Genomic DNA, 26,094 nt, shown 5'->3' on the forward strand with positions numbered 1-26,094 from the left:
ATTCTATAATGTTGAAGCTACTACTTCATGCGATAACCAGTAAGCTAAGGTGCTTTCTGCTCCCTGGTTCAGATTGATCCCTTCGCTGTGTAAACCATCTGCACATCCGCCGGTTGAAAAATCGTATAAAGAAAGGCCTTTGTCGTTATCGCCCAGGAACCAGCGGTAACTTTTATACATGCGCGACAGGTAAATGGGGTCGCCCGTCAGCCTGTAGGCCTGTTGATAGTACAGGACCATTGCCATTGCATCGATTCCCTGTTGATCGAACTGGGCAATATGGCCGTCCTGGCTGCACCAGCCATCGTTGCCGATGGGCCGTAATATATCATTATAAAATACTTTTGATTCCAGAAAATGCATCGATTCAAGGGCTATGGTCAGATACTCTTCTTTTTGCGTAACCTCATAAGCATTCAATAACGCCAGTGGCAATATGGCATTGTCATAGGTGAGAACAGGTTCAAACCAATGCCAGTCCCCATTTTTATTATTCTTGTACATCCGGGTCATTTTATCAGACATGCCGGTTACCATATTTCTTTTCCGGTCATCGGGGTAATGATACTTGATGAACTGGCAAATGCCAATAATGGTATTTGCTATTCCGCGGATGGAAGTAAGCTCATTTACATGAGGGTAAGCTTTTGAAAAGATCTCCTGCCCGGTTCTTACCAACGCATTCGACGGGCCTTCATTGATGAGGTAGCCAAGCGCCATTATGGTTCTGCCGAAAGAATCTTCCGATCCCCGCTCTTCCGTGCTGGTTCTGCTATAACTCAGGAAATTGCGGAAGAAACCATCATCTGTTTGCATGTAATGTATAAAGCTCAGGTAAACGGGCAGCATAAGCGCGGCGGTCTGATCTTTTTTGTTTTTGCAGGCCCATACGGCCCATAATAAAGCCCGTGCATTGTCATCGATACAATAACCTTCTTTTCTGTTAGGTATGTCGAACAGGGCATGTTGAATGATGCCTGTATTATCGGTTAACTTTTGTAAATGTTTAAGGTTCAGTGCGGGCATTTCAGCCCTTGTAATTACAACCGGTTCCGCCAGAAGTAGAATGTCTTCTGTTTCCATATATAAATGTATTTAAAGTTTAGCTGATCAAAATTTTGTTGGAATCACTATTGTCAACCTGTTTGTGAAGTGTTTTTTCGAATAATATACTGTGTTTTGCCGCAACATTTTCCCAAACGGTATCCCTTGTTCTCAAAAATGAGTACAGGCCCATTTGTTTTCTCACGTGCTCGTTTTGCAGCAGGTAAATTGCATTTTCGGCTAACTCATGTTCGTAGCCGTTTTCAATGATAATACCGGTTTTGTCGTCGAGCATTTCTTTTGCCAGTACAAATGAATTGGAGATTATTGCGCAACCTGCGCTCATGGCGTACAGGAATGTGCCGCTTACCGCCTGATGGGGATCTTTGGAGGTGAACAGATAGATATCTGTCAATGCCAGGTATTCCATCAGTTTTTTGGTTGGAACATATTCGTTAACCAGCCGTACGTTTTTTTGAAGGTTGTTATCGTCGATTAACTGTTGAAGATAATTGCGGTATTTTTCACCTTCCTCCTGCAAAAGATTTGGGTGAGTAAGGCCTAATACGATATACATGGCCTCGGGGAAGGCAGCACTGATCTCCTTCATGGCCAGTATGCCTTTTTCGATTCCTTTATTCGGGCTTAACAGACCGAAAGTAGTTAGCACCAGGTTGTTTTTCAGATCGTATTTGATCTTTAATTTATCTGGCTTTATGGGGCTGTTTTTATGAGTGCCGTGTGGGATGATCTTTATCTTTTCCGTATCCACAAAATAATCCTCTTTTAATAACCTGGCCGAATTTGCGGTCATTACAATTATTTTATGCGCAAGCCTGGCAATCGTTTGAACGATTTTCAATCGTTCGGTATCGGGCGTTGGAAGTACTGTGTGAAAACGTATTACAAAAGGTTTTTCAAGCATTATCAAAAAGCCCAGCAGGAATGAACCCATGTCGCCGCCATATAAACCAAACTCATGTTCAATACAAACAAGTTCTATGCTCTTATCTTTATTGATCTGGTTTGCGGTTTCAATACACGAATTCAGGTCGTAACTATTCATGACCATAGTTACAGGGAATTTATAAGAATCGGCAACAGGTTTTTTGTCTATGGCGCAAACATTCACCAGGTAGTTATCACCTATTTCTGGCTCAATAGCATGAATGAGATCCTGGGTAAAACTGGCTATGCCGCATTTTACCGGGGGAAAAGTACTTATAAATAGAATTTTAGATCTTGGAACAGATGTTATCATTAATAAGATGATTTTAATAGTTAATTAATAGGCTGTAACTTTTGTTAGGCCTGCAGTGGCAGTGTCAATTGTAATCCTTGCAAGTAATAAGTTTAACTCGTATTGCTTACATTCCGGAGTGAGCACAGATGAAGGATCAGTGGGGTGACTTCAGCAAAGTGATTAAAGGTAGTCTATTTGCGGCAGACTAACTATTATATTATTCGGCCTTATAGCGTTGATATTGTGACGGTCGGCAAGATGTTTGTTTAAGTGTTGACAGCTGCCTGTAAGCATGCTGTAGTCATTTCAGGGGCGAATTGAATGAAATAGCTAAACAATCGAGATCGATCTGTTACAGATGATGGGTGAAAACAATGTTCCCAGGCCTATACAGGTGAAGGATTCTATTTTATTTTGATTTATATCGATACAATACAAATAGCATCATAACGTAACCCCCGCCGTTCTTTCAAACAACACCGGGTAATCAACCACCAACCCCATTTCATCCACTTTGATGTCAGCTTCAAAATCATTGGGAATATTCTCATAGTGATATTCGGTTGGCGACAGACAGGTGTATTTCTGGCGAACAGGTTTTATCGTCTGCTGCAACAGATCGAAGTAAATAACCTGTACTTCCTGCGTTTCTCCTTTCTGTAAATTAAGTCTCCAGATGGGGAGGGTATTCGTAAAAAGGAGTGAGGGGAATATCTACATCGATACACCCATTGAATTGTTCAGCTTTTTTACCGTTGTGCGTCCAGTTACCTCTGCCATCGCCGGCAAATTTTATGATCTGCACCTGCTTGCTGTACAAACAATTTATTTCAAGTACAACAGCTTCCCAGCGTTCATTTGTTTTTATGTGGTATTCTACTTTGTAAATTTTTCCCTCGTAAGTGCCTACAATGGTAGAGGTGATGTTGGCGCCGATTGAAAGCGACTCGATCAGGCAGTTTTCCATGGAATTGTATTCTCTTCCGGTCCAAAGGATGTTAGTTAACATGGTTACTTTAATTTAGAGGAATTGTACCTGCAAAATCACGGCCACGCCGGTGAAATATGGTGTCATAGTTAGGAAATAGCCGGAATTATCACCTGCACGGCGCCGGGTAAACATTTCGCCTGCAGAGAATAGATCTTGCCCAGGTACTCACCATCAACCTGGAAATGCACATGATGTTTTGATCTTATTTCAACACCCGTTGTGGTGAACAGTTCCGTTTTCTCCGGGTCAAAATCTTCGTGCGTGATCATCATTTTTATGATCTCACTGAACGCAATTTTTTTGATCACGATGATCTCAAAGCGGCCGTCATCCAGTTTTCCATCCGGATTGATCACGGCGCCTGTTCCGTATTTGGTGGCATTGGCGATCACTACCATCACCGCTTCCCGTTTAACCGTTTGTTTTTCGCCGGCAATGATCACCTCCATGTGCCGGTGGCGGAGCAGTACCTTGAACGCTGCCTTCATATAACCCCACATGCCCCGTTTGTTGAAGGTTTCAAAGGTCTTAACCACAAACGCATTGAAACCGATATCGCTGAGGTGAATGCACAGTTCTTTGTTGATGCGGATGAGGTCGATCTTTTTGACCTGTCCCTGCGTAATGATGTCCAGCGCTTTTTCGGCATCTACCGGTATGCCCAGTTCTTTCGCCATTCCATTGGCTGAACCGGCGGGTAGTACGCCCACCGGCAAACCGCTGTTCAGCACGCTTTCGGTTACCAGTTTGAGCGTGCCATCGCCGCCAACGGCGATGATGCGGTCGGGACCATGCTTTTTTATTTGTTCCTGCACCTGCTCCCGGGAACAGGGATTGGTGAGGTTATAGAGAATGACGATGTATGGTTTGTTGTCAAAATACTCATGGATAGTTTTTTCCCAGTCCGTTTTCGTATTGCCTGCAGCGGAGTTTATGATAAATAAAAGTTTCTGTTGCGGGTTGGTATGCATATTGGAACTGGTATATAAAAGAGTAGTGATCCGAATATAATACAAGCTTTTAACCGATGATAATAAAAGTATACCAGGGGTATGGCCATACGCATGATCTGCTCATTTACGGGCACATACTGAAGCGGCAGCCTGCTGCCGGAACCCATTATTCAAATAATTTGCTGGTGAATATTTACTATTTGATCAGTCTGTTTTTTGTGAAACCTTTTCCCCAAACCCGGGTAAGGCTAAAATGGGGGAGCCGCGAATGGTCGGGCATTACCGACGAAGAAGGTTTTTTCAGGTTCGAGTGGGAATCGGATGTGGAGCTTGCTTACGGCTGGCACAAGGTGACCATCGACGCCCTGAATGAATGGGACACGGTGATCGCCAGCGGTACCGGCAGGATCTATATACCGCACAGTACCCAGTTCGTTTTTGTTTCCGATATCGATGATACGGTGATGGTTTCTCACTCGGCTACTACATTCAGGCGGATCCGGGCGCTGCTGAAACATCCCCGTTCGCGCAAACAGTTTCAGCACATGGCTGAATACTACCAGGCGCTTACGATGGCTCACACAGATGCCAATACGCCCAATCCGTTCTTTTATGTATCGAGCAGTGAATGGAACCTCTATGATTACCTCACTGAATTCTTTAAACAAAACCGGCTTCCCGAAGGCATATTCCTGTTAAGTGAATTGAAACGGATATGGGAATTGTTCAGGAGCGGAAAAACCAAACATGCCGGTAAACAGGTCCGGATCGAACGGCTCCTGAGCGTTTTTCCCAAACAACGGTTTATTTTAATTGGCGATAATTCGCAAAAAGACCCGGCTATATATGCCGCGCTTGCGAAAAAATTCCCGCAGCGCATCTTCGCAATTTATATTCGCAATGTGCGCAGGGAAAGAACCGCCGCTGCCCGCGCGCTGTTGCAGGCTGCAGAACAGCATGGCGTTTATACCCTGCTGTTTGACCGCACAGCCGAAGCAAAAGCACATTCGGAACGGGTGGGATTGTTATAACGCCGAACGCCGGATGCCGAATGCAAAATGCATAACGGCGCGCGGGCGTTTGGTCTGATAGTAAAATATTAAATTCTCGAGCAGGCGTTAAGCTTTCAGCGTTCAGCGTTCTGCTTTCTTCAGCTTTCTGTTGTATGAACCGGAACGCAAATGCCGGTGCCGAAAACCCGCAGGGAAGGGTGTGGAAAGGCGGCGGCTGGATGGGCGCTGATTTTTGCTGTGAGCCTTCATTCAACGCCAGCCTCGAAGCGAGCGGCCGCGGGCCCGACCAGGGATTCAGGGTTTGCAGGGGAAATGGAAGTAGCCAATAAGGTATAGATAACCTCTTCCTTATTCATCCTCATTGCGTTTTATTCGCCAGCGTACAAACAACTGCACGTTAAGCGGGCGGCTTTTGTTCAGGCTTTTATCTTTGAACGGGCCGGTAATTGGCATCAACAGGCTAGCGCCCACATCCAATGCGTTGATGCGGTAAGCCATCTCCAGCTTCCCGGTAATGAAAGATGAAGCCATATATAGGTTCCTGGCCGTATCATTCTTCATGCCAAACAACGTATCTGAAAGCAGTTCGCCACCGGGTTGCCGGTTGTTCCGGCGGTAAACCAGCCCCTCCCCATTCAGGTGGTAACCAATGCCGGCGCCTATCATAAACTTTTCGCTGAAGTGAAAATTGTATTGCAGGCTGCCATACCAGCTGGTTGTTTTAAGCAGTCTGTCACTTTTTACACTTCGGATGGTATCGTAGCGAACGACAGAATCAGGTCGTAATTGAAGAACATATTCAGTATCGGTGCGGAAGTCTTTTTTGTTATAGTAGTACCATTCAGCAGGTTTTATCAGCAACATGAGTTCATGTCTGCCATTGGCGGTGAGGCTTACCCACGCACCGGGAATGAGCGGGTTATAAAGCTGGCTGCGGGTGTCGATGCCGGTAAAGTAATAGTTGGTTTCGTATAACGGTAAAGCGCCTTTCCAATGCAGCCCGTATTGCCAGTTCCAGTCGGTTCCTTCTGAATCGTAATCAACCCTGTTACCGGAAGAAGCGGGCACTGTACGCGCTTTCTTTTTGGAAGCAGCAGGCGGAACTGTTGTTTTGGGGGCAACGGGTTTGTCCTTTATCTGAAGCGTATCGATGGTAGTGGTGTCGACAGGCACCAGGCCCACTTGAATATGCGGTATTCCCTTTAATGTATGACGGTTTCGTGTTTCAGTATCGTCGGGCGGGCTGCCTTGCTGAACATGCGGTTTAGGCGCTAATGCCAGCCGGTTCAATGAATCGCCGGGCGTAAATACAAGTGTGCTGTCTGCTGTATGTGCGCTGTCTGCAGTTATTTTAGCGGTATCGGTTTTCGTTATTTTTTCTGGCAGTGGCGGTGTGTGTTTTTCAGTATTGGGTTTTGATACTGGTTTTTTATGCGAAGCAATGGCCGCCTTGCGCACGGGTGGTTTGGTGTTATTGGTTTTGGTAACCGGCGGGGTTGTTTTTTTTTGTTTGGGCGGATTGTCCTGGAAAATTACATATCCATTATACATGGAATAATACAGCGAGGTGTTTTGCCGTATCTGTTGCAATAACTGCCCGATGGAGTAGGTGCCTTTTTTCAGATCGATCAGCTTTGTGCCTTTGACTTTCGTTGAGTTGAAGGAAAACCTGATCCTGCTGATTCTGTGAACATATCTGGTAAGCGAATCAAGCGTTATGGGTTTGTCAAAATGGAATTGCACCCGCTGACTGCCGGGGGCGCCTGACCTGTTCTGCGCAAAAGAACTTCCGCACGCTGTGAGTATTATAAGTACGAACAGCGCTGAAAGCCTTTTATTAATTACATCCATCACCTGATATTATGACCTGATTTTTGTTTTTGTCTATACTGTATTCAAATGCGAGCGTATACCCGAGTATATCAAGTATTTCTTCCAGTGATTTGTTATCGAACCGGGTGGTTATTTTACAATTGTCGAGTTTGTTGTTTTCTATAATGATCGTTACCCCGTATGCTTTTTCAATAAAACCGGCCGCCTCTTTGAATGGGGTATTACTGAATTCAAAGTTCCTGTTGTTAAGGTAAGCAATGGTGCCATCGTGCAGGGTATCGGTTTTCGGCGGGTTGTCGTTCGTATGCATCTCCTGCGTTGCGGCAGGTTTTTCTTTTTTACCGGGAACCACATACATGATCAATGCCACGATCGCCACCACGGTAGCGCCGGCGCCGGCCATAAACAGCTTTCCTTTCAGGCCGCCGAACCTGTTTTGGGCAGCGGGGGCGGCAGGTGCATGTTGCAGCATCTGCTTCATATTTTCCCAGGCGTCCTCAACCGGTACATCCGGCTCTGGGTAGGTTTTGCCGCCCGGTTGGTCGATATGTAATTTTTTCTTATCCAATGTTCCTGGCGTTATGCTGTTCAAAAATTACTTTCAGTCTGGTGCGGCATTCATTCAGGTGCCATTTAACGGTGCCTTCTTTCATCTCAAGCAAACCCGTGATTTCTTTTATGGAAAAACCTTCGAGATAATACAGGCTGCAAACATACCTGGTGTTGGCAGGCAGTTGATCGAGATAATAATAAATATCTTTCCACTCGAGCTGTTTAAAGGGATTGTTTACGACGGCATCGCCGGCGTTTTCGGTAAGCTCGAATGTGAGCTTGTTCTTTTTATCCCTGATAAGAGTAAGGGCTGCATTCCTCACGGTGGTATATGCCCAGTTGAAGAAATCGCCTTTAGCGGGGGCGTATTGATGAATATTTTTAAAAACCTTTAACATGCCGTTGTTTACCGCCGTAATGATATCATGATTGTCTGTAAAAAAACATTTACATAATGCAAACATAGCCGGGTAAAACTGCCTGTACAGTTTTTCCTGGCTTTGTGCATCGTTCTTTTTACAGCCCTCTATTAGTTTATCCAAATTCTACGGAATTTAAGCAACCGTCCCGTTTTAGCGGGACGGTTTCAAATGTACCATTTAAAATAAGCTTAGTTAATGGTTAGTGGAGAAATAGTTACCCCACTGGTATATGGCCAGTTAAAACTATACTGATTGCCCGTTTTTGTAAAGGAACCGGTATAGGTTATGCCATTGACCACCACTTTGAAAACATGGTTGCCGTTCTGCACCGGCATAATCGCCCGCACCGATGTGGCCGGCACCTGTCCGCCGTTGCAATTTCGGGGAATCTGCACCCCCGGGTATTTAAAAATATAACCGGAGCTGTCAACCCCGCCAATGATCACATTCGTAAGCAGATAATTGTTGGTACAGGGGTAACTGTTTCCTGTAGTTGCTTTTATCAGCAAACCCGACACGTTGCCGCTGTCGATCTTTACAGGCGTAATATGAATTTGATCGCCGTGTAAAGAATAGATTGAATCGCGGGGAATGGTATCATGTGGAATGGTGTCTTTAGGCAAACAATTACCAAAACGGCAGGTGTCGATACCGGTGGAATCGTGGCAGTTCCAGGTAGAGTCATAACAATGGCCGGTAGAATCGCAATATATGCTGTCGCTAACGTTTACAGTTATCCTGGCAACGGTACCGCCTGTGGTGGCTGTGATCTGGTAAGCGCCTGCTCTTCCAAACAGGATCTTTGCGATATTGCCATCGCTTGTTAACTGAACATTTGAAGCGGGCGAAACATTCCATTTGGCGGTTTGTCCCGAATAGTTCTCAACCGAAAACAGAACGGGTTCGCCTTTTTTGATACCCTCGGTCTTTTCCGCCGCAACCGGATGGGGATCGCTGCTGCGTTCTTTCTGACAGGATACATAGCCGACGATCCCGGCAAAAAGCAGGATTGGGATCAGAATTTTTTTCATCATTCTTTAATTTTTAGGTAAGTGTACAGTGTGATCACGCCTGCAGTCATATAAACTACCCGGGGGCGGCCAAAGGTTGGAAACAGCCTGAAAATTTTTTAAAAAGAAAACCCTCCCGGTGGCGGGAGGGCAGGTATCATAAGTGTATGCTTTCAGATCACGATAAAAGTGAAGATCCAGATAATGGCAAGGATCATGACCGCCTGGTAATAAGGCCAAACAGGCCCCAGATCGATCTCCTGATCAAATTTTGCCAGGCTGACAAACATGCCCACTATGGGTATCCAGTATATTAGTTTATTGTTCATAAACCAACCGTTCCAGACTAACAAAGGTACGTCAATTACTCATGCACCGCCATACTTGCAAAAATTACTTTCCGGCCAACGGTTCAGCTAGTCCATATTAAAAGAATAACTGATGCTATCATTGCTTTCGAGATTCAATACCACTACCCGCTGTTTACCAGCCCTGAGCGTTGTTTCTTCCAGGTCTGCCTTTGCCGCAGCATTATACAGGATAGTAATGCTTTCGCCGGCTTTTTGCAGTATCACTTTGCCGGGTGAAATAAGTTGAACGGAATCGGTACTGTTCAGCAACAGGGGAATATATTCAGTGAACCTGCCGCGATGTTGAACTTCTATTATAATATTCTTCTCTTTAAAGGCAATTGATTTTTTCCCGTCGTTACCTAAAGCATATGAGATCATTAAGGTGCCTGCTTTCAGGTCACGATTGCCGGGAGCGGGTTCGATGGTTTTATTGTTTATAGAAAAAATGGCATTCAGCGTATCGGCTTCAAATAATTTTCCGCTTTCGGGTTTTGTGCCCCAGGCGGCATTCTCTGTATCGGTTTGCGATTGTAAAAAGGAACCGGCTTTGGGGTGCCATAAAAGGCCGATGCCGTAACGCTGCTGCGGTTTTAAGCGGGGACCTGAATTGAAACAGGCATAATAGCCGGGCTGGCGTACATAGGTAAATACAGTGGGCTGGCGACTATCCATTTTCTGATGAATGAATTTGTCGCTTTTTATATATGGCAGCTTTTTATACGCTGCTTCTTTTTGTTGTGGTGAAGGATACCACTGAAAATGTGAGCGGTGCAAAAACGCATAGGGTGAAAACGTGCTGAATTCTCCCGGTGCAAGCGGCGGCACGTTGGGCCAGTTTTCTTCCAGTTTTTTCCTGGCCCCGGCTATGGCCTTTTGTTTTTCTTCGCTGTTCAAATTGAACGCCCTGATGCCTTCTACGGCTTCGCCAAGCGGACTGATGGTAAAATAGCTCATGGTAGTGGTTGCCTTTTGCCGCATTTCTATGGCCCGGTTAATGGTGAAGTATATTGAACCGGGTTCCGGCACCGCATTATAGCCGATCCAGTTATAAAACCTTTTTTCTTCTTCAATAAAACTGCCGGCAAGCGGTGTGCCGCGGCTGTAGTGGTACGCCATCCACAGGTTACTGTGATGGGTATTGAAGTTATAGCCGAAATCGGTGCCGCCGGCTTCGTAAAAAAATCCGGCCGGGCTTTGAAAATCACTGGCCGATCGTTTTATGCGCTCCGGCAGCAGTTTGCTTATGTCTGCATCGGGAAAAAGCGACAAATACGCCAAAGCGCCTGCCCATACATTGGTGTACTGGTTTGAATAGTTCCTGCCATGTTGATACAGGTCTTCCATCGTAAGAACGGCCATGATAGCCTTCCGGTCGGCATCGATGGTATTTTGCAGAACAGCGGCGTCGATGGGCGGCCCTGCTTTAAGCAGCCGCAGCGTTTCACCCATAAACTTTGTGGCAAAGGCGGTGGCCGGCAAATTCCATTTTAATGCGCCGTACTCACTAAAGCGGCCATCTGTATGTTGTATCCGGCACCAGAACGATAAAGCGGCTTCCAGTCTAACGCGCAGGGCAGGAGATGAGTAGTAGATATTCCATGGCCGGTTGGTGCAATAGAACCAGGCAAGGGAAAGGATGTTCTCCATAATGCGGGCATTGTAGGGCTTGTTGTCATTGGGAGAACGCCATACGTGAATATTGATAAAACCCTTGTCGGCACCGGTTTCTGTAACGCTGTTGGCAAACGTATGAAAATGTTTCAGGTAATAGGGAATATCCAGTTCCTGATCGGTAAAATCGGAAGGTTTGAATTTCGACAGATCGATACCGGGTATTTCAGTCCATCGTGATTGTGCGGTTGTTGTGAATACGGATAATGCCAGCATCGTTACGATGGCAATGCGGCAGGCAATTCGTGGCATAAGCATAATGGTTTTCAGATACAAGTTATTACTTCCCTTTGCTTCAACGATGCCAAAATTACAAATTGATAAAATAGCTTATTACAATGCTAAATTGGAATGATGAAAAAGGCGGGTCATCCGCCAGTTGGCGAATGCCCCACCCTTGCCACATTAGTAGCTCCCGTTAGTTGAATTATTGTTTTAACTGTAATAACTTACCCGTTAATTTTTTATCGCCCATCCTGAGAATATAAATTAACCGGGCGGCTTTCATCGATGGCAGGCTTGCCTGGAACATATTGGCGCCCGGCTGAATACGTCCCTGATAAACTGTTTTTACTTTCTGGCCAAGCAGGTTGAACACTTCCAGGCTTCCGTACCCGCCCTCAGCAGCGTTTACCACAAACTTCACATTATCGCTGAAAGGATTGGGAAACGCTTTGATGGTAGTTTGCCCTGTCCTTAAAGTAGTTGGTGATGGCTGCGTTTCGTTTTGAGTTGTAGTGGTAGTTATCAATCTGGCCCCTGATTGTGAACAGTCGGATATGTCGCAATTTGCGGCGGATGAAATACAACCGGAGCTCAGTTGTTTAACCTTTATACCGGTTACCGAACCTGCGGCCACGTTATTGAACACTGCCGATGACTGCCAGCTATCTCCGTTATCGATGCTATATTCATAATTTGCACCAAGCGGGGACGTTATTGTTACACTGCCTGTTGCGGGTCCGCACAACGAAGGCTGTACAATGCAAACACCAGGCGCATCAGGTGCGTTTGTATTTACGGTAACAGTTACATTGTCGGTATTACTGCAACCACTTGAAGTATTTGTTTTTGTTACGGTATAAACAGTGGTTGAAGATGGATCGGCGGTGGGGTTGCTGATGGCTGCATCACTTAAGCCCGTGGCTGGCGACCATGCATAACTGAACCCGGCTTCCGGTGCTACGCCAATTTGTTTGCCGCTTGCATTGGAGGTACAGGTTTTGGTGAAGTCGTCGCCTGCGTTTGCAACGACTGCCTCATTATTCACCGTTACCGTCACCTGGTCGGTATGGCTGCAACCACTCGATGTATTTGTTTTTGTTACAGTATAAACAGTGGTTGAAGATGGGTTGGCTGTCGGATTGCTGATGGCTGCATCATTTAAACCGGTGGTTGGCGCCCATGAATAGGTGAACCCGGCTTGCGATGCTACCCCAATTTGTTTTCCGCCTGCATTGGAAGTACAGGTTTTTGTGAAGTCGTCGCCTGCGTTTGCTACAACTGCCTCATTATTTACCGTTACCGTCACCTGGTCGGTATTGCTGCAACCTGAGGCGGTGTTGGTTTTTGTTACTGTATAGGTTGTGGTAGACGATGGGTTAGCAGTAGGGTTGCTGACAGTGGCATTACTTAAACCGGTGGTTGGCGCCCATGAATAGGTGAACCCGGCTTCCGATGCTACCCCAATTTGTTTTCCGCTTGCATTGGCAATACAGGTTTTGGTAAAGTCATCCCCGGCGTTGGCAATAACGGGTGCAGAAGCTGTAACGTTTGTAGATCTTGTGGAAGTACAATTTAAAATGTCGGTAATTGTAACGGTATACTTTCCTGCCACCAGGCCGGTAAGGTCCTGGTTGGTTGACTGGCCTGAAGGAATCGCGCCGCCTTCACTGGCGGTCCAGGAATAAGTATACGGCGCTTTTCCACCCAGCGGGGTCATGTTGATAGCACCCGGCACGGCGCAGGTAGCGTTGGTAACACTAAAGCCGGCGTCGAGCCCGGTGTTGATTTGTATGGAATCGAGTGTACCGCACTTGGGATTGATGGTAGCTGAATTGATAGAAGCGCAGGTGCTGTTTGGAGAAGCGTCTGTCCATGCCAGGAACAGATCTTTTATCGTTAACGACTGGCCACATATATAACCAATTTGATTGAACCGCAAAGTTGTGGTCGTATTTTTCGCTACCGGGCCTCCGCAACCCTGAATTGCCTGAGTAGAAGAAATGGTACCGTTACTGTTCCGTATTACGAGTGTGCCCCAGAAAGCAAAAGCGGTTCTTGTTGAACCTGTTTTGTTATTGATAGACAGATTTAATGTCCTGTATACCGAATCGCCCGATACGCATACATTACAAAGGTCAGCGCCCGGTAAGGCAGCGCCTACAAGCGTAAGGTCCTTGGAAGTACAGGACGAAGCGGAAGGAAAAGTTGAAGTTGTTTGTGCAAAGGCCCGGGAAGAAAACAAACAGGCCAGTAAAAAAAGAAAGTGCAGGTTTTTAATGATCAAATCGTAAAAAGTTCTATGGAGAATATATACTGCAACCTGATTTTGCGGCAGGTTATCGGTTTGGGTAGAAAAAGGAGAGGTCATAATAAAAATTTTTAAGTTCAGGGATAGTTGTTATTGGGTAGGAGCATTGAGGAACCTTTGTTCAGGAAATGTTCAGCAATGGTTTGATATGGATAAAAGGTAAAATAATGGATAGTATGTAAGAGTTGCCGGGCGCTCTTGCCCTGTGGCAGGCATAAGAATGCCATTTATGCCGGGATGTCTCCAAATGACCTGTTATCATAACGCGATCGTTTAATGCATAGAGATAGATTACCCATTCAGCAACCCGGTGTATTCGCACACGGGTGCCGGTAAGTATTAAGAGCGTTGAAATCAATAAGAATGAATGCAGAAAAGAAAAAGGGAAAAGCAGGGGATATTGGGTACCCTTTACGGTTCTGCCATAATAAAAAATAAAGCACGGAGCCGGTGAGATATCGAAATACTATAGAATACGAAAAAGTTACTTCATGTGAGCACAGACGTTAGTATATACGCAGCTTCAGATGGAGGATATTAAATTGCTTGTTGAAGATATAACAAAATATTACATGTGTTATTTTAATTTTTCAGCTAATCGGTGATTTAACACCCATTATTTAATATTCTTGATCGGGGTCAAACAACCTTTAGGTAAGTAATAACCGGGATCATAATTTCGAATGATGCCGGTCAGGAAACCGGTCTTATCTGCCAACAGCCGGATCAAAAATAGCCACAGCTACCCGGCTGTCGGCGCAGCCATAATACAGGAACCATTTATTATTATAGTACACAAGGCCTTCCACAAATACGGTTCCCGCAGGATATTGCCCGCTTTTTTCAAAGGGTTCTGTTGGTACAAAAAATGGCTTGTCGAGCCTGCCAATAACTTTTGTGGGATCGTTCACATCGAATAAGACCTGACCGGCGGCATAGGTATTGGCCGTATAGGCGGTGTCACGGCCTTCGCGTGGCTTGTTCTTCCCATTATATAAAACGAGTATTCCTTTATCGGTAATAATTGCCGGCGGGCCGCATTCGGTAAGGTCGCTGTCGAAGTAATTCGGCCGGGTGCGAACAACAGCCTTCAGTTCGCCTTTCTCGTCGAGCATGGGTTCCCAGTTTATCAAATCGTCGGAGGTGGCGATGTTCATGAACCTTTCGCCCCAGTACATCAGGTATTTGCCGTTTATTCGGGCGATCACCTGGCGGCCGTTCACGAGTTTGGTAACTATTGAGGCCGACTTGCTGGCCATATCTTTGAACCTGCCCTGGTAAGCTTTATAAAATGCAGGTCCATGTTTGGTCCAGCTGGTGAGGTTTTTCGATGTGGCAACGGCCAGCCGGGGTACTTTTTTATTCCATTGCGTATACAACATCACATAAGTGCCGTCTTCCGTTACGGCAATACGCGGGTCTTCGCAGCCGCCCGGCCATTCAAATTCTTTCTGGTTATCGTTGGCGGGAAAAAATACGGGTGTCGGCCGGCGTTTCATGTTGATGCCGTCCTTGCTTTCAGCAATACCTAACCGGGATGTTCGCTCACCGATGCCTTTGCCTGATTTGTCTTCTGCCCGGTAGAGCACATAAATTTTGTTGTCTTTTATAGTGGCAGCCGGGTTAAAAACATCGTTTGACTCCCAGGCAACCTTTGTTTTGCTCATGGGATCGTTGAAAACGCTGTTGGCATTGGGTGAAAGCACCGGGTTGGCATTGGCCGGCCTTACAAATGGGCCAAACGCCCAGTCGGGCAGCGGCGCCTGCGCCATAACGTTTATTAAGCCGGCCAGTAATAAGGTTGTTGCAAGCGTTCGTTTCATAATGGCATGTTGGGTTACTGAATTGCTGTAAAAAAGCGCGGTAAGTTAAGGAAAAACAGCAAATTGCCAGTAAGCATCGTGGGCCGGATGTCATAAAAAAAGCCCCCGGATTCCCGGGCATGGCAGAATAATTGATGCAATGTAAGTACAGGCTCAATGACCCCATATGAAAGAGCGGCAACATGATAAAAAAATTTATCTGCATGGTTATGTCGACACGTTAAGACAGTCGAGGCTCAGGCAACGGCTGGCTGACAGTATTGCTAAAAAAGGCATTTCCGATACAAGGGTGCTGCAAGCCATCGGCCAGTTGCCAAGGCATGTGTTTATGCCGGCCGATATGGAAAACATGGCGTATGTCGACCGCGCGTTTCCCATAGGTGAAGGGCAAACCATTTCGCAGCCATATACGGTGGCTTACCAAACGCAGTTGCTGCAGGTGCAACCGGGCGATAAAATTATGGAAGTAGGCACCGGCAGCGCTTACCAGGCCGCCATCCTGGCGGTGATGGGGGCTGAGGTATACACCATCGAACGGCAAAAAAAACTGTACGACCGCATCCGCAACTTTAATTTTCTTACCAATTTTCCCAATCTGCATTTTTGTTATGGCGATGGCTTCAGGGGGTGGCCCGCAGAAGCGCCATTCGATAGAATACTGATAACTGCTGCGCCGGAAGAGCTGCCGGTTCAATTAATTGAACAACTGTGTATTGGCGGTTTGTTGGTAGCCCCGGTAGGAAAACAGGGAAGCCAGCGCATGATACGCGTAACCCGCGAGGCCGGCCGGCATTTCAGGGAGGAAGTATTCGATCATTTTTCATTTGTTCCCATGTTGGAAGGAAGGGTTTAACGATAGTTTTGTAACTTCATAAGCCTCGTGCCTTATTTAACGCCATACGCTACCACTGAAGACCCTCTCCATTCTTAACTTCAAAAATGTGAACCATGAATGAAACAACACCCGTGCAGTCAACTGCAGTTAATGCCAACAAAGCATTATGGGAAAAAGGCGATTTTACCCGCATAGCAGAAACCATGCGTGACAGTGGTGCGGCGCTGATCGACAAATTGGGCATCACCCCTGGTATGGATGTACTCGATCTTGGATGTGGCGACGGTACTACAGCCCTTCCTGCCGCCCGGCTTGGGGCCAATGTAACCGGGGTAGATATTGCCAGCAACCTGGTGAAGGCGGGTAACAAACGAATAAAGGAGGAAGGGCTAACGAATATAACTATCCGCGAAGGCGACGCCACCAACCTCGAAGGCATACCAGATGAAAGTTTCGACCTCGTCGTAAGCATTTTCGGCGCAATGTTCGCCCCCAAACCATTCGATGTAGCCAAAGAAATGGTACGCGTAACGCGCACCGGCGGCCGGATCGTAATGGGCAACTGGATCCCCGGCGATCCCACGCTGGTGGCGCAGATCTTAAAGATCAGTTCTGCCTACACGCCGCCGCCGCCGGAAGGTTTTATAAGCCCCATGCTTTGGGGTGTGGAAGGCAATATCACTGAGCGTTTTGGAAGCGCCGGTATCCCGCCTGAAAATATTTCATTCGAAAAAGATACCTATACTTTCATTGCGCTGTTTTCGCCGGTTGAACTGGTTGAAAAGTTTAAGACTTTTTATGGCCCAACCATGAATGCTTTCGAAGCCGCAGAAAAAAATGGTAAAGCCGCTGAGTTGCAACGCGAGCTGGAAGAATTGTTTATCCGCGAGAACAAAAGCGGTGATCCTGGCAAAACTTCCATTCCCGCTACCTTTATGCGGGTGACGGTGAAAAAATAAAACCGAAAGGTCATACGAAGCCTTCAGCACGCAATTGTTGAAGGCTTTTTTGTTTTGAGCTGTAAGTGTTGTATTATAGCGAAAATTTAAGGGTATTGACCTTTCATCGTGAATCATCATCAACATGTCTAAAAAAGCGAGCACCATTCCCGTTCAATCATTGACAAAAGAGTTTGACGAAGGAATTGCTGTAGGAAGAATGTCGTCTGGTAATTTTCGCTCCGCTGATGAAGCCCGGCATTCGCATCGTCACGACTTCCATATTTTCATCCTGCAGCTAAAAGGATCATCCTTTTACGAAGTTGATTTTGAAAAACGTCAGTTGAACAGATCCGCCATTCTGTATATTCATCCCAACCAGGTACATCGTTTTGATAACGTAAAAAATGCCGATTTTTATTTGCTGGCCATCAGCAACGATAACCTCAATGCCGCTTACCTGAAACTGCTCGATGAAATTACCCCGGCCCGATCGCTGGTTTTACCCGGTGCAGAACTGGCTGTTTTTATTCAGGCGATATCATTATGCATAACCCTTTTTGAAAGAAAAGACAATAAACTCCGGCTGCCGTTGCTAAGAGATAGTTGTAATACGTTTGTCGGTTTGTTTGTTTCTCAATATACCCGGCAATTGAAACCTGCAGAAGGAACTTCGCGTTTTGAAGAGATCACCAGGGCGTTTAAACTGTCGTTGGACAAACATTTTATCCAGTACAAACGTCCATCCGATTACGCCGGTATTTTGAATATTTCCGCCGCTTACCTGAATGAATGCGTGCGCAACGTAACCGGTTTTCCCGTCAGCTATCATATTCAGCAACGGGTTATAATGGAAGCAAAACGGCTCCTGTATCATTCGGGCAAATCGGTAAAAGAGATCGCCGATGAACTGGGGTATGATGATTATCCTTATTTTTCCCGCCTGTTTACCAAAGTTACCGGAATGACCGCCCTTACTTTCCGGAATAAAAACCGCGATTAGTCCAATAGCTACGCCGGTACGTTCATTTCCCAACACGACAAGGCTTTTTACTTTGCAGCATAAATAAAAAGTAAAAATGCCAAAAGCGCCGAAATGGTTGAACGATACGGTTGAGTCGTTGTTGAGCGGTAAAATGCCTATGTTGCAGGTAATCGCTGCCGAATATATCAATCCTGCAATAAAACGAATACGTTTTCACGGTGATATAAGCAGGCTCAATTTCCATGTTGGCTATGCCATGGCTGTTCGGGTAAGCGGTACCGAATACCGGAACTATACCGTATCGTACCATGATGCGGAGAAAGGTATTGTGGAAATGATCGCTCACCTGCATGGTAATGCGCCGGGAAGCATTTATGTCGATAGCCTTACAACCGGCGATGCGCTCAGGCTGGTTCCGCCCCGCGGTAAGAAAATGTACGATAGTGCTGTGAAGCAACATTTCTTTTTCGGCGATGAAACTTCGCTGGGACTGGCCTGTTCCCTGCAGCAATCCCTGCAAAAAAACGATCAACGCTATCGTTTTTATTTTGAACTTGATCATGAAAACAAAAACGTGCCCGCTCTTTTGGGACTGGATAATTATACTTTGGTGGCAAAGGGAACAACGTTTTTCGATGCAGCCCTTGTCAATGAACTTCCGCTTTTCAGGATCAGGAACTGGCACCGGGGGAATTTCATTTTAACCGGGAATGCAAGGTCGGTACAAACGATACGAAAGGTGTTAAAACAAAACAATATTTCAGGAAACATCCTGGCACAGGCCTACTGGGCCGAAGGCAAAACAGGTTTATAACTGAAAGATCTTTTTGGCACATAGTCATTCCCATGCACCTGAAAAGGCGCCTCACCGGATATGCCCAAAACGCCGCCATACCCCGATAAGTCGTTCCAGTATAAATGATCGCTGCGATGGCGAACAGCGGCGGCAATAGCTTTCAAAAGTCTTTGGCGGGAATCGTCCTGCCGCAGTTCCCAGATCAGTAATCCGTTCAAACCTTTGTCGATGGCGTAATTGGTTTTGAGCGTTACGGAGCGTTCATCATCGAAAGTGGCAAACAATTTTTGGGTTGAACTAAAACACCAGGGCGCTTTGGCAACATCATCCCAATAAAAAGTAAACCCGTTTTCTTTTGTAAAACGTTGCCGGTACGTTTTGTAAACGGCGAAGCCTTTAAATTTTGCTGGTTGGTACAATCCATTATTCCTGGTGCTGTTCACCGTATAGGTGCGCGAATAAAATGCGGCGCCGATAACCACTTTGTTTCGGTCAATGCGTAAGGAATCCAAAAAACGGATGGTATTGTCGATAGAAATAGTTTGCGAAGGAGTGGAGTACAACGCTGTATGGTGGCCGGTGAACGGGCTTTTCCTGTTCACCATATCGTAACTCATTAAATGAACCCTGTCGGCCAGCGACATTACCTTTTTCCACTCTATTGAATTGTATAAATATTCGGGAAATACGCCGGCGGCAAAACTAAGCTCATACTTTTTACCCAGCACATTGCGCAGGGCCTTCATCAGTTCGGTAAAGTTTTGTTTATCGGCAACGTTATAGGGGTGGCCGGCCGGGCCTTCATCGATGGCGGGGTATTCCCAGTCGATGTCGATACCATCGAGCCTGTATTTTTGTAGTATATCAAGTACCGATTGGGCAAAAGCGGTTCTGTTAGCCGGCACGGCAAACAGATCTGAGCAGGGTTTACAACCGCCCCAGCCGCCAAAGGCCAGCGCCACTTTTAAATGCGGGTGCTTTTTTTTCAGGGATACCAGTTTTTTCAAAATGTTTCCGGCTGCGGCGCTCACATGCAGCCGGTTATTCTTCAGCAACGCAAAACTGTAAATAATATGGGTGAGCGACTGAATGTTATAGCGATCGATATCGGTGGCATTGCCGCTGTAATAGGCAATAACGGAAAACCGGCGGGTGGTATCCGCTGCGGCGCCCGTTAAGCAATATCCCATGCCCAATAGTATCAGTAACAATATGCGCATCCATTCCTGCGTAAAATTTCCATGCCACGCGCCCGCAGGAAAGGTATAGAGGGGTAACAGATATAATAGATATTTAATCAGTACTGCTTTCCCATAAAAAAAGGTGGCGTATTTTAGCGAAATTCAAAAAGCGCCTTAACAGGGTGATACATTAATGGCAGTTATTCTACTTTTTACAGGCAAAGGTTTTTCTCTGATGCTGGGGTGGGTAGGCTCGTTCGCTTATTTGCTGGCGTATTTACTGCTCAGCCTTAACAAACTGAAAGCCGGTCAGAAGGCATACCATGTTTTGAATATCGTAGGGGCATTAGGCCTCACCGTAAATGCCCTTTTTATTCAGGATTATCCTAATGTACTGGTAAATATCGTTTGGGGATCGATCGCTTTGATGGCTATTTTACTAATTGTGCGGAAGCGGTCAGATTGAGCAGCGATATGGCCTGTTTCTTATACAACGCCAGTTTTTGTTTATACTCCTCTTTATCACTTACAAGGCATAAATAATAATAGGCGCCGTCGACCAGTACGAATATCAGGTCGGCAGTTAGTGCCGGATCTTTTACCGAAAGAATGCCCTGGGCCTTACAATCCATGATCAGTTGTTGCAGGTTCTGCCGTAACGTATCCAACAGCCTTTTGTACTTTTCTTTAATGGTTTTATCGCGAAAGGCAAGCGCATAACAGCTATACGAAACGCTGTCATCGAAAAGCGTATTCCATTTTGCCGAGAAAATATTATCGATCACCTTCAACAGGGCCTTCTTCGGCTCGGTGGCGTCTTCCGTGGGAATGTTATAGATCAGCAGGTATTTATCGAGTATATATTCAATCAATCCATATACAAGCGATTCTTTTGTTTGGAAATAATGCAACACCAGGCTGGGATTCATATCGAGCAATGCGGCAGTTTTCGCTATGGAAGCATTCTCCAGCCCTTCTTTTTTTGCCAGTTTGTAAAATGCTTTGATGATCTCTTTCTGACGCGGTGTTTTTAAACTTTTCCTGCCCATACAATAAGTTACAGTAATTATTGCCGACAAATATAATGTTACTGCCTGTTCAAATGCGCCGGTAATCCGGAAATTTTTTTCATGTTAATTAATTACGAACTTATTATTAGCAAATAAATAAATTAATTGAACGAACAGTCAATTTATTTTTAGCGGTTGTTTTTTTCTTCATATTTGACAAATCAAAGATCTACATCAAAACGCATTTATAATTCCAAACATTTCAAGTATGAAACTAGCTGCCTGTATGGCTTTTCTTTTGGCGCTGCTTTCTTCTGCCTGTTTCGCTCAAACAACCCTGCCTGCAGGGAATAATAAAGTAACAGGCGTTGTTCATTCTGCCAAAGACAGTAGTGTATTAAGTAGCGTTTCCATAATGGTAAAAGGTAGTACCAGGGGCACTACCACCAATACGGCCGGAACGTATTCCATTACCGCCGGCACCGGCGAGGTGCTGGTGTTTTCATTATTAGGCCATATCACCCGCGAAGTGCCTGTGGCTGGCAGCACTTCCATCGATGTGTATATGCAGGTGGGTGAAATGAACCAGTTGAGCGAGGTAGTGGTTACTACCGCGCTTGGTATAAAGAAGCAACAAAAAGCATTGGGTTATGCTGTGCAGGAAGTGAGCGGCGAAACCATGGCCAAAACAAAAGTACCAACAGCCATAGGCGCATTAACGGGGAAAGTGGCCGGTTTGAACGTAAAGAACACTACCGACCTGTTCCAGAACCCTGAAATTACTTTAAGAGGCGTTACCCCGCTTATTGTGATCGATGGCATACCCGATCCCAATGCTGACCCTTATAAACTCAATGCCGATGATATTGAAAGTATCTCTGTATTGAAAGGCCCGGCAGCCGGTGCATTGTACGGCGCCCTGGGAATCAATGGCGCTATTTTGTATACCACCAAAAAAGGCAGAAAAGGAAAACTCACCGTTGAGGTAAACTCTTCTACCATGTTTCAAACCGGTTTTACCAAAGTGCCCAAAGTGCAAACGCAATATGGTAATGGCGATGCCGGAAAATACGCTTATATAAATGGTTCAGGTAATGGAACCGAAGGCGGTGGCTGGATCTGGGGCCCTAAGCTTGACCAGAAAGACCCATCCACACCGAGCGGTTATTATGAAACCACGCAATATAACAGCCCGGTTGACCCTGCTACAGGAAAACTGGTGCCGCTTCCCTGGATCTCGAGGGGGAAAGACAATATCAAAAATTTCTTCCGTACAGGTATATTGTCAACCAACAGCGTATCGGCCTCGGTAGGCAGCGAAAAAGGTTCGTTCAGAATGTCGGCTTCGCATATTGCACAGAAAGGCGTGGTGCCCAATACGGGAGTGAACAACACTTCCTTCTCCTTTGGCGGTAACTATGCGCTTACCTCGAAGTTGAGCATGGATGCAAAACTTACTTACAACAGGGAGTACTCCGACAATTACCCCACCGTTGGTTATGGCCCGCCAAACATTTTGTATAACCTGTTATTATGGATTGGGCCCGATGTAGATATCCGTGACCTGAAAGATTATTGGGTGAAAGGCAAAGAAGGGCTGCAACAAAAGAACTATAACCTCTCCTGGTACAACAATCCCTATTTTGTAGTGAATGAGTTGTTGAACGGTTATAAAAGGAGCAACAGTTTCGGGCAAACCACATTCGACTACCAGATCACTAACGATCTTTCGGCCCGGCTGCGTACGGGTTTTAACCAGTTTTCATCAGATAAAGATGTGAAAGAGCCTTATAGCTATATAGCGTACGATTATATCTCCAAAGGGAATTACTCGGTTACAACCGCCAGTTATTTTGATATCACCACTGATCTTATTATAAATTACAAACACAGGTTCAGCAATAACTTCAATATCAACGTAACGGCCGGGGGCGCCAATGCTTACCGAAATGAAAAGCAGCTATATACCAGTACCGACGGTTTAACCATACCCGGTTACTACAATATGAGCAATTCGATCAGTCCGATCGTTTCTTCCAACTATTTAAGAGAACGCAGAACAGCCAGTGTATATGGAATGGCCGACATTGAAGCTTTCCGTTTCCTGTACTTCAACTTTACCGGCAGGTACGATAAAACATCTACCTTACCCCTGCAGAACAATGGGTTCTTCTATCCGTCTGCAGGTATTTCTGCCGTTTTATCCGATGTATTACAACTGCCGCAACCCATTTCGTTCTTAAAAACAAGAGCGAGCTGGGCAAAAGTGAATACCGGCTTTATTTCCAATGGCAGCGATCCTTATGCGCATATCCTTACCTATAACATTGGCGCCAAATGGAATAACGTACCTTCTTTACGCTGGCCTGCACGCGCAATTCAACCCGACCTCGTACCTGCTACCGTAAAATCGGGTGAATATGGGGTGGCTGCGGGGTTTTTCGGCAACAGGATCACAATAGATGCCACTTATTTCAGGAACAGGGAGTATAACAAGATCGTAGAAGTGGCCCAGTCCCAGGCAAGCGGTTTTACAAGTATGCTTAAGAATGCCAATGTATATGAGCGAAAAGGATGGGAGTTTATGATCAACGGTGTTCCGGTAAAAACAAAAGATTTCAAATGGGAAACCGGTGTTAATTTAAGCACCATGCACGTGTGGCTGAAAGATGCTACCGATGATCCGGACGGTTATTATCAAAATATCAAAGAAGGAAGCAGAACCGATAAGATCTTTATTTCCGCGTCGCGCGCGCCCGACGGACAGGCCATTTATAATTCGAACGGTATGCAGGCCACCGATCCGTATGCACGGTTCTTTGGGCACAGTGATGCCGACTGGATCTATGGATGGCAAAATACCTTTACGTACAAAAACCTTTCATTGAGCTTTTCGGTAGACGGCCGGTTAGGCGGATTGATCTATTCCACTACCAACCAAAAAATGTGGTGGGGTGGTACCGCGCCCGGTACGGTAAACAATTTCCGTGACGATGCCAATGCAGGTAAAAGCACGTATGTAGGTCCCGGTGTAGTGGTAGAATCGGGCAAGGTAGACTACGATGCGCATGGCAACATTATTTCAGATACCAGGAAGTTTGCACCGAATACAAAAGCTGTTAACTATATCGGCTTTATGCAAACAACAAGCGGACAAATGCTGAACAACTATTTCTATTATAAAGGTACTTACCTGAAAATGCGCGAGCTGGTGTTGACCTATAATGTTCCCGGCAAATTCACAAAGGGCGTGTTTAATTCGGCATCCGTTTCGTTCATCGGAAATAATTTATTCCTGCTTGCCAAAATGCCGAATGTTGATCCGGATTCTGAAAGAGATCAACTGCAAACGCCTTCCATGAGAAGTATGGGTATCAATATCAACTTTAAGTTTTAAAGACCACAAAAATTACTACAATGAAACGTTTTAATATAATAGCTGGTGTCATGATGGTAGCGGTTTTTGTATCCTGTAAAAAGTTCGATTCATTCCAGGAAAACCCCAACAATCCAACAACCGCCGATCCTTCGCTGTTGCTGACAAACCTGGAAATGAATTCTTTTTCAACCATCGCTACCGATGCTGCGCTGGCCAGCCGCCAGTTGGTTTATACCCAGTCATCGAGCAATGCGCAATACTACGGCTGGCAACGCAGCGGCATGAGCTATTCCAATATAAGCCAGGCCGTTAAAATGGAGCTGGAAGCTGCCCGGGTGGGAAAATCAAATTACAGGTATCTCGGTAAGTTCTTCAAGTCATATTATGCCATATTGATGACGCAAACATTTGGTGATATTCCTTATTCCCAAATGATGCAGTCGCTTACAAATAACAAATTCGACAGCACCGCCACCCGGCCGGTATACGATAAACAGCAGGAGGTTTACCTGAATGTATTGAACGAGCTGAAGATCGCGAGCGATTCATTGTCCGGCAGCAGTGTGGCCATCACAGGCGATATCATTTACGGCGGAAATATCGATAAATGGAAAAGGCTGATCAATTCATTTACCTTACGGGTATTGATGAGCCTTTCGAAAAAGGAAAGCAATGCCACATTGAACATAAAACAACGCTTCGATGAAATTGTATCCAACCCGGCCAAATACCCCTTGCTGGCTTCCAACAGCGATAACGGTCAATTGAAATACTATAACGTTACCGGCAACCAGTACCCGTTTTACAACAGTAATAGTATGAAAACGGATTATTACCTCGATAGTACGTTCGTTGATATCTTACAGGACCTGCAAGACCCGCGCCTGTTTGTATATGGCCAGCCAACTGTGGCTTCGGGACTACCGGCTAATGATTTTGATGCTTATGATGGTTTGTCGGGCAGTGCAAATCTTTCTGCCAATACAGTTAAAAAAGGGCAGGGGAAAGCCTCCCAGATCAACCGGCGCTATGCTTATGAGGCCATTAACGAACCCAGTTTATTGATTGGGTATGCCGAAGTACAGTTCCTGCTGGCTGAAGCGGCGGTACGCGGCTGGATCGGCGGCAATGCGGGGGACTATTATAAAAAAGGCATAGAGGCTTCCCTGAATTTTTCGAACTTTGGCAACACGTATTCGTCAGCGGATATTCAGACCTATTTAAACCAGCCGGCTATTGCCCTGCAACCAGGCAATGAGATCAGCCAGATCATTACCCAAAAATATATCAGCATGTTTATGAATACGGGCTGGCAGGCATTCTATGAACAACGCCGCACCGGTACGCCGGTGTTTGAAACAGCAGGCGGCGGCATTTTAAACGGCGGCAAAGTGCCCAAAAGATGGATGTACCCAACCGATGAATACAATAACAACCGGGTGAATGTTGAAAATGCAGTAAAAGACCAGTATCCCGATGGGGATAATATCAATGGCGTTATGTGGCTGCTGCAATAACCTTTATATGGG

The 26,094-nt window shown here is 45.8% G+C and carries 24 protein-coding genes; 9 read left to right on the top strand and 15 right to left on the bottom strand.

Going from position 1 to position 26,094, the window contains the following annotated elements; all coding sequences use genetic code 11:
• Nucleotides 1–3: 3 nt before the first annotated feature.
• The 5 genes from A4R26_RS01950 to A4R26_RS01970 form a co-directional block, all read right to left on the bottom strand.
• The gene (locus tag A4R26_RS01950; RefSeq protein ID WP_081159210.1) at nucleotides 4–1,083 is read right to left on the bottom strand and encodes a glycosyltransferase; all 1,080 of its coding nucleotides are present in this window, start codon (nucleotides 1,081–1,083) and stop codon (nucleotides 4–6) included.
• Nucleotides 1,084–1,102: 19 nt separating this feature from the next.
• Complete coding sequence (locus A4R26_RS01955) at nucleotides 1,103–2,305, bottom strand: glycosyltransferase (protein ID WP_081159212.1); 1,203 nt, start codon at nucleotides 2,303–2,305, stop codon at nucleotides 1,103–1,105.
• Nucleotides 2,306–2,731: 426 nt separating this feature from the next.
• Nucleotides 2,732–3,001 (bottom strand): putative glycolipid-binding domain-containing protein, encoded by a 270-nt coding sequence (locus A4R26_RS01960; protein ID WP_081159214.1) that lies wholly within the window; start codon nucleotides 2,999–3,001, stop codon nucleotides 2,732–2,734.
• Nucleotides 2,952–3,296, bottom strand: a complete 345-nt coding sequence (locus A4R26_RS01965) for a putative glycolipid-binding domain-containing protein (RefSeq protein WP_081159216.1) — start codon at nucleotides 3,294–3,296, stop codon at nucleotides 2,952–2,954. Before A4R26_RS01965 ends, A4R26_RS01960 begins: the two co-directional genes overlap by 50 nt.
• Before the next feature lie 68 nt (nucleotides 3,297–3,364).
• A complete protein-coding gene (locus A4R26_RS01970; RefSeq protein WP_081159447.1) occupies nucleotides 3,365–4,249 on the bottom strand; it encodes a diacylglycerol/lipid kinase family protein in 885 nt (294 codons plus the stop codon).
• Nucleotides 4,250–4,305: 56 nt separating this feature from the next.
• Here A4R26_RS01970 and A4R26_RS01975 point away from each other — a divergent pair, with 56 nt between their 5' ends.
• Both A4R26_RS01975 and A4R26_RS01980 read left to right on the top strand, forming a co-directional pair.
• Complete coding sequence (locus tag A4R26_RS01975) at nucleotides 4,306–5,262, top strand: App1 family protein phosphatidate phosphatase (RefSeq protein ID WP_081159219.1); 957 nt, start codon at nucleotides 4,306–4,308, stop codon at nucleotides 5,260–5,262.
• Nucleotides 5,263–5,396: 134 nt separating this feature from the next.
• Entirely contained in the window at nucleotides 5,397–5,573 is a 177-nt protein-coding gene (locus A4R26_RS01980) for a hypothetical protein (RefSeq protein ID WP_207625658.1), read from the top strand.
• Nucleotides 5,574–5,592: 19 nt separating this feature from the next.
• On the opposite strand, the gene A4R26_RS01985 is transcribed toward A4R26_RS01980, so the two are convergent.
• The 8 genes from A4R26_RS01985 to A4R26_RS02015 all read right to left on the bottom strand — a co-directional run bounded on the left by A4R26_RS01985 (nucleotide 5,593) and on the right by A4R26_RS02015 (nucleotide 15,441).
• A complete protein-coding gene (locus A4R26_RS01985; RefSeq protein ID WP_081159222.1) occupies nucleotides 5,593–7,095 on the bottom strand; it encodes an STN domain-containing protein in 1,503 nt (500 codons plus the stop codon).
• Nucleotides 7,082–7,645 carry a DUF4974 domain-containing protein gene (locus A4R26_RS01990; protein ID WP_081159224.1) on the bottom strand — a complete coding sequence of 188 codons (564 nt, stop codon included), beginning with the start codon at nucleotides 7,643–7,645 and terminating at the stop codon, nucleotides 7,082–7,084. Before A4R26_RS01990 ends, A4R26_RS01985 begins: the two co-directional genes overlap by 14 nt.
• On the bottom strand, nucleotides 7,638–8,171 hold the full coding sequence (locus tag A4R26_RS01995; protein ID WP_081159227.1) for an RNA polymerase sigma factor: 534 nt from the start codon (nucleotides 8,169–8,171) through the stop codon (nucleotides 7,638–7,640). Before A4R26_RS01995 ends, A4R26_RS01990 begins: the two co-directional genes overlap by 8 nt.
• A gap of 68 nt (nucleotides 8,172–8,239) precedes the next feature.
• Complete coding sequence (locus tag A4R26_RS02000; protein ID WP_081159229.1) at nucleotides 8,240–9,085, bottom strand: hypothetical protein; 846 nt, start codon at nucleotides 9,083–9,085, stop codon at nucleotides 8,240–8,242.
• Nucleotides 9,086–9,234: 149 nt separating this feature from the next.
• On the bottom strand, nucleotides 9,235–9,390 hold the full coding sequence (locus A4R26_RS34730) for a hypothetical protein (RefSeq protein WP_165760117.1): 156 nt from the start codon (nucleotides 9,388–9,390) through the stop codon (nucleotides 9,235–9,237).
• Nucleotides 9,391–9,477: 87 nt separating this feature from the next.
• Nucleotides 9,478–11,337 carry a hypothetical protein gene (locus A4R26_RS02005; protein ID WP_081159232.1) on the bottom strand — a complete coding sequence of 620 codons (1,860 nt, stop codon included), beginning with the start codon at nucleotides 11,335–11,337 and terminating at the stop codon, nucleotides 9,478–9,480.
• A 175-nt stretch (nucleotides 11,338–11,512) separates the two neighbouring features.
• A complete protein-coding gene (locus A4R26_RS02010) occupies nucleotides 11,513–13,678 on the bottom strand; it encodes a T9SS type A sorting domain-containing protein (RefSeq protein WP_081159235.1) in 2,166 nt (721 codons plus the stop codon).
• Between the two features lie 647 nt (nucleotides 13,679–14,325).
• Entirely contained in the window at nucleotides 14,326–15,441 is a 1,116-nt protein-coding gene (locus tag A4R26_RS02015) for a beta-1,2-mannosidase (protein WP_081159238.1), read from the bottom strand.
• Nucleotides 15,442–15,607: 166 nt separating this feature from the next.
• Here A4R26_RS02015 and A4R26_RS02020 point away from each other — a divergent pair, with 166 nt between their 5' ends.
• From A4R26_RS02020 to A4R26_RS02035, 4 genes are all read left to right on the top strand, one after another.
• Nucleotides 15,608–16,294, top strand: a complete 687-nt coding sequence (locus tag A4R26_RS02020) for a protein-L-isoaspartate(D-aspartate) O-methyltransferase (RefSeq protein WP_081159241.1) — start codon at nucleotides 15,608–15,610, stop codon at nucleotides 16,292–16,294.
• Nucleotides 16,295–16,389: 95 nt separating this feature from the next.
• On the top strand, nucleotides 16,390–17,235 hold the full coding sequence (locus A4R26_RS02025; protein WP_081159244.1) for a class I SAM-dependent methyltransferase: 846 nt from the start codon (nucleotides 16,390–16,392) through the stop codon (nucleotides 17,233–17,235).
• 124 nt (nucleotides 17,236–17,359) lie between these two features.
• Nucleotides 17,360–18,217, top strand: a complete 858-nt coding sequence (locus tag A4R26_RS02030; protein ID WP_081159247.1) for an AraC family transcriptional regulator — start codon at nucleotides 17,360–17,362, stop codon at nucleotides 18,215–18,217.
• A gap of 76 nt (nucleotides 18,218–18,293) precedes the next feature.
• Nucleotides 18,294–19,013, top strand: coding sequence for a siderophore-interacting protein (locus A4R26_RS02035; protein ID WP_081159249.1), 720 nt, complete (start codon nucleotides 18,294–18,296; stop codon nucleotides 19,011–19,013).
• On the opposite strand, the gene A4R26_RS02040 is transcribed toward A4R26_RS02035, so the two are convergent.
• Nucleotides 18,983–20,215 (bottom strand): glycoside hydrolase family 18 protein, encoded by a 1,233-nt coding sequence (locus tag A4R26_RS02040; protein ID WP_207625659.1) that lies wholly within the window; start codon nucleotides 20,213–20,215, stop codon nucleotides 18,983–18,985. The genes A4R26_RS02035 and A4R26_RS02040 overlap by 31 nt on opposite strands.
• Nucleotides 20,216–20,369: 154 nt before the next feature.
• On the opposite strand from A4R26_RS02040, the gene A4R26_RS02045 reads away from it, so the two are divergent.
• Nucleotides 20,370–20,642, top strand: a complete 273-nt coding sequence (locus A4R26_RS02045) for a CBU_0592 family membrane protein (RefSeq protein WP_081159252.1) — start codon at nucleotides 20,370–20,372, stop codon at nucleotides 20,640–20,642.
• Here A4R26_RS02045 and A4R26_RS02050 read toward each other — a convergent pair.
• Nucleotides 20,608–21,225, bottom strand: a complete 618-nt coding sequence (locus tag A4R26_RS02050; protein ID WP_081159255.1) for a TetR family transcriptional regulator C-terminal domain-containing protein — start codon at nucleotides 21,223–21,225, stop codon at nucleotides 20,608–20,610. The two genes, A4R26_RS02045 and A4R26_RS02050, sit on opposite strands and share 35 nt — an antisense overlap.
• Nucleotides 21,226–21,454: 229 nt before the next feature.
• Between A4R26_RS02050 and A4R26_RS02055 the strand changes: the two genes are divergently transcribed.
• Both A4R26_RS02055 and A4R26_RS02060 read left to right on the top strand, forming a co-directional pair.
• Entirely contained in the window at nucleotides 21,455–24,583 is a 3,129-nt protein-coding gene (locus A4R26_RS02055; protein ID WP_081159257.1) for a SusC/RagA family TonB-linked outer membrane protein, read from the top strand.
• Nucleotides 24,584–24,603: 20 nt separating this feature from the next.
• Complete coding sequence (locus tag A4R26_RS02060; protein WP_081159259.1) at nucleotides 24,604–26,082, top strand: SusD/RagB family nutrient-binding outer membrane lipoprotein; 1,479 nt, start codon at nucleotides 24,604–24,606, stop codon at nucleotides 26,080–26,082.
• Nucleotides 26,083–26,094: the final 12 nt, after the last annotated feature.

It is taken from the genome of Niastella populi, from assembly GCF_002078015.1.
GTDB lineage: Bacteria > Bacteroidota > Bacteroidia > Chitinophagales > Chitinophagaceae > Niastella > Niastella populi.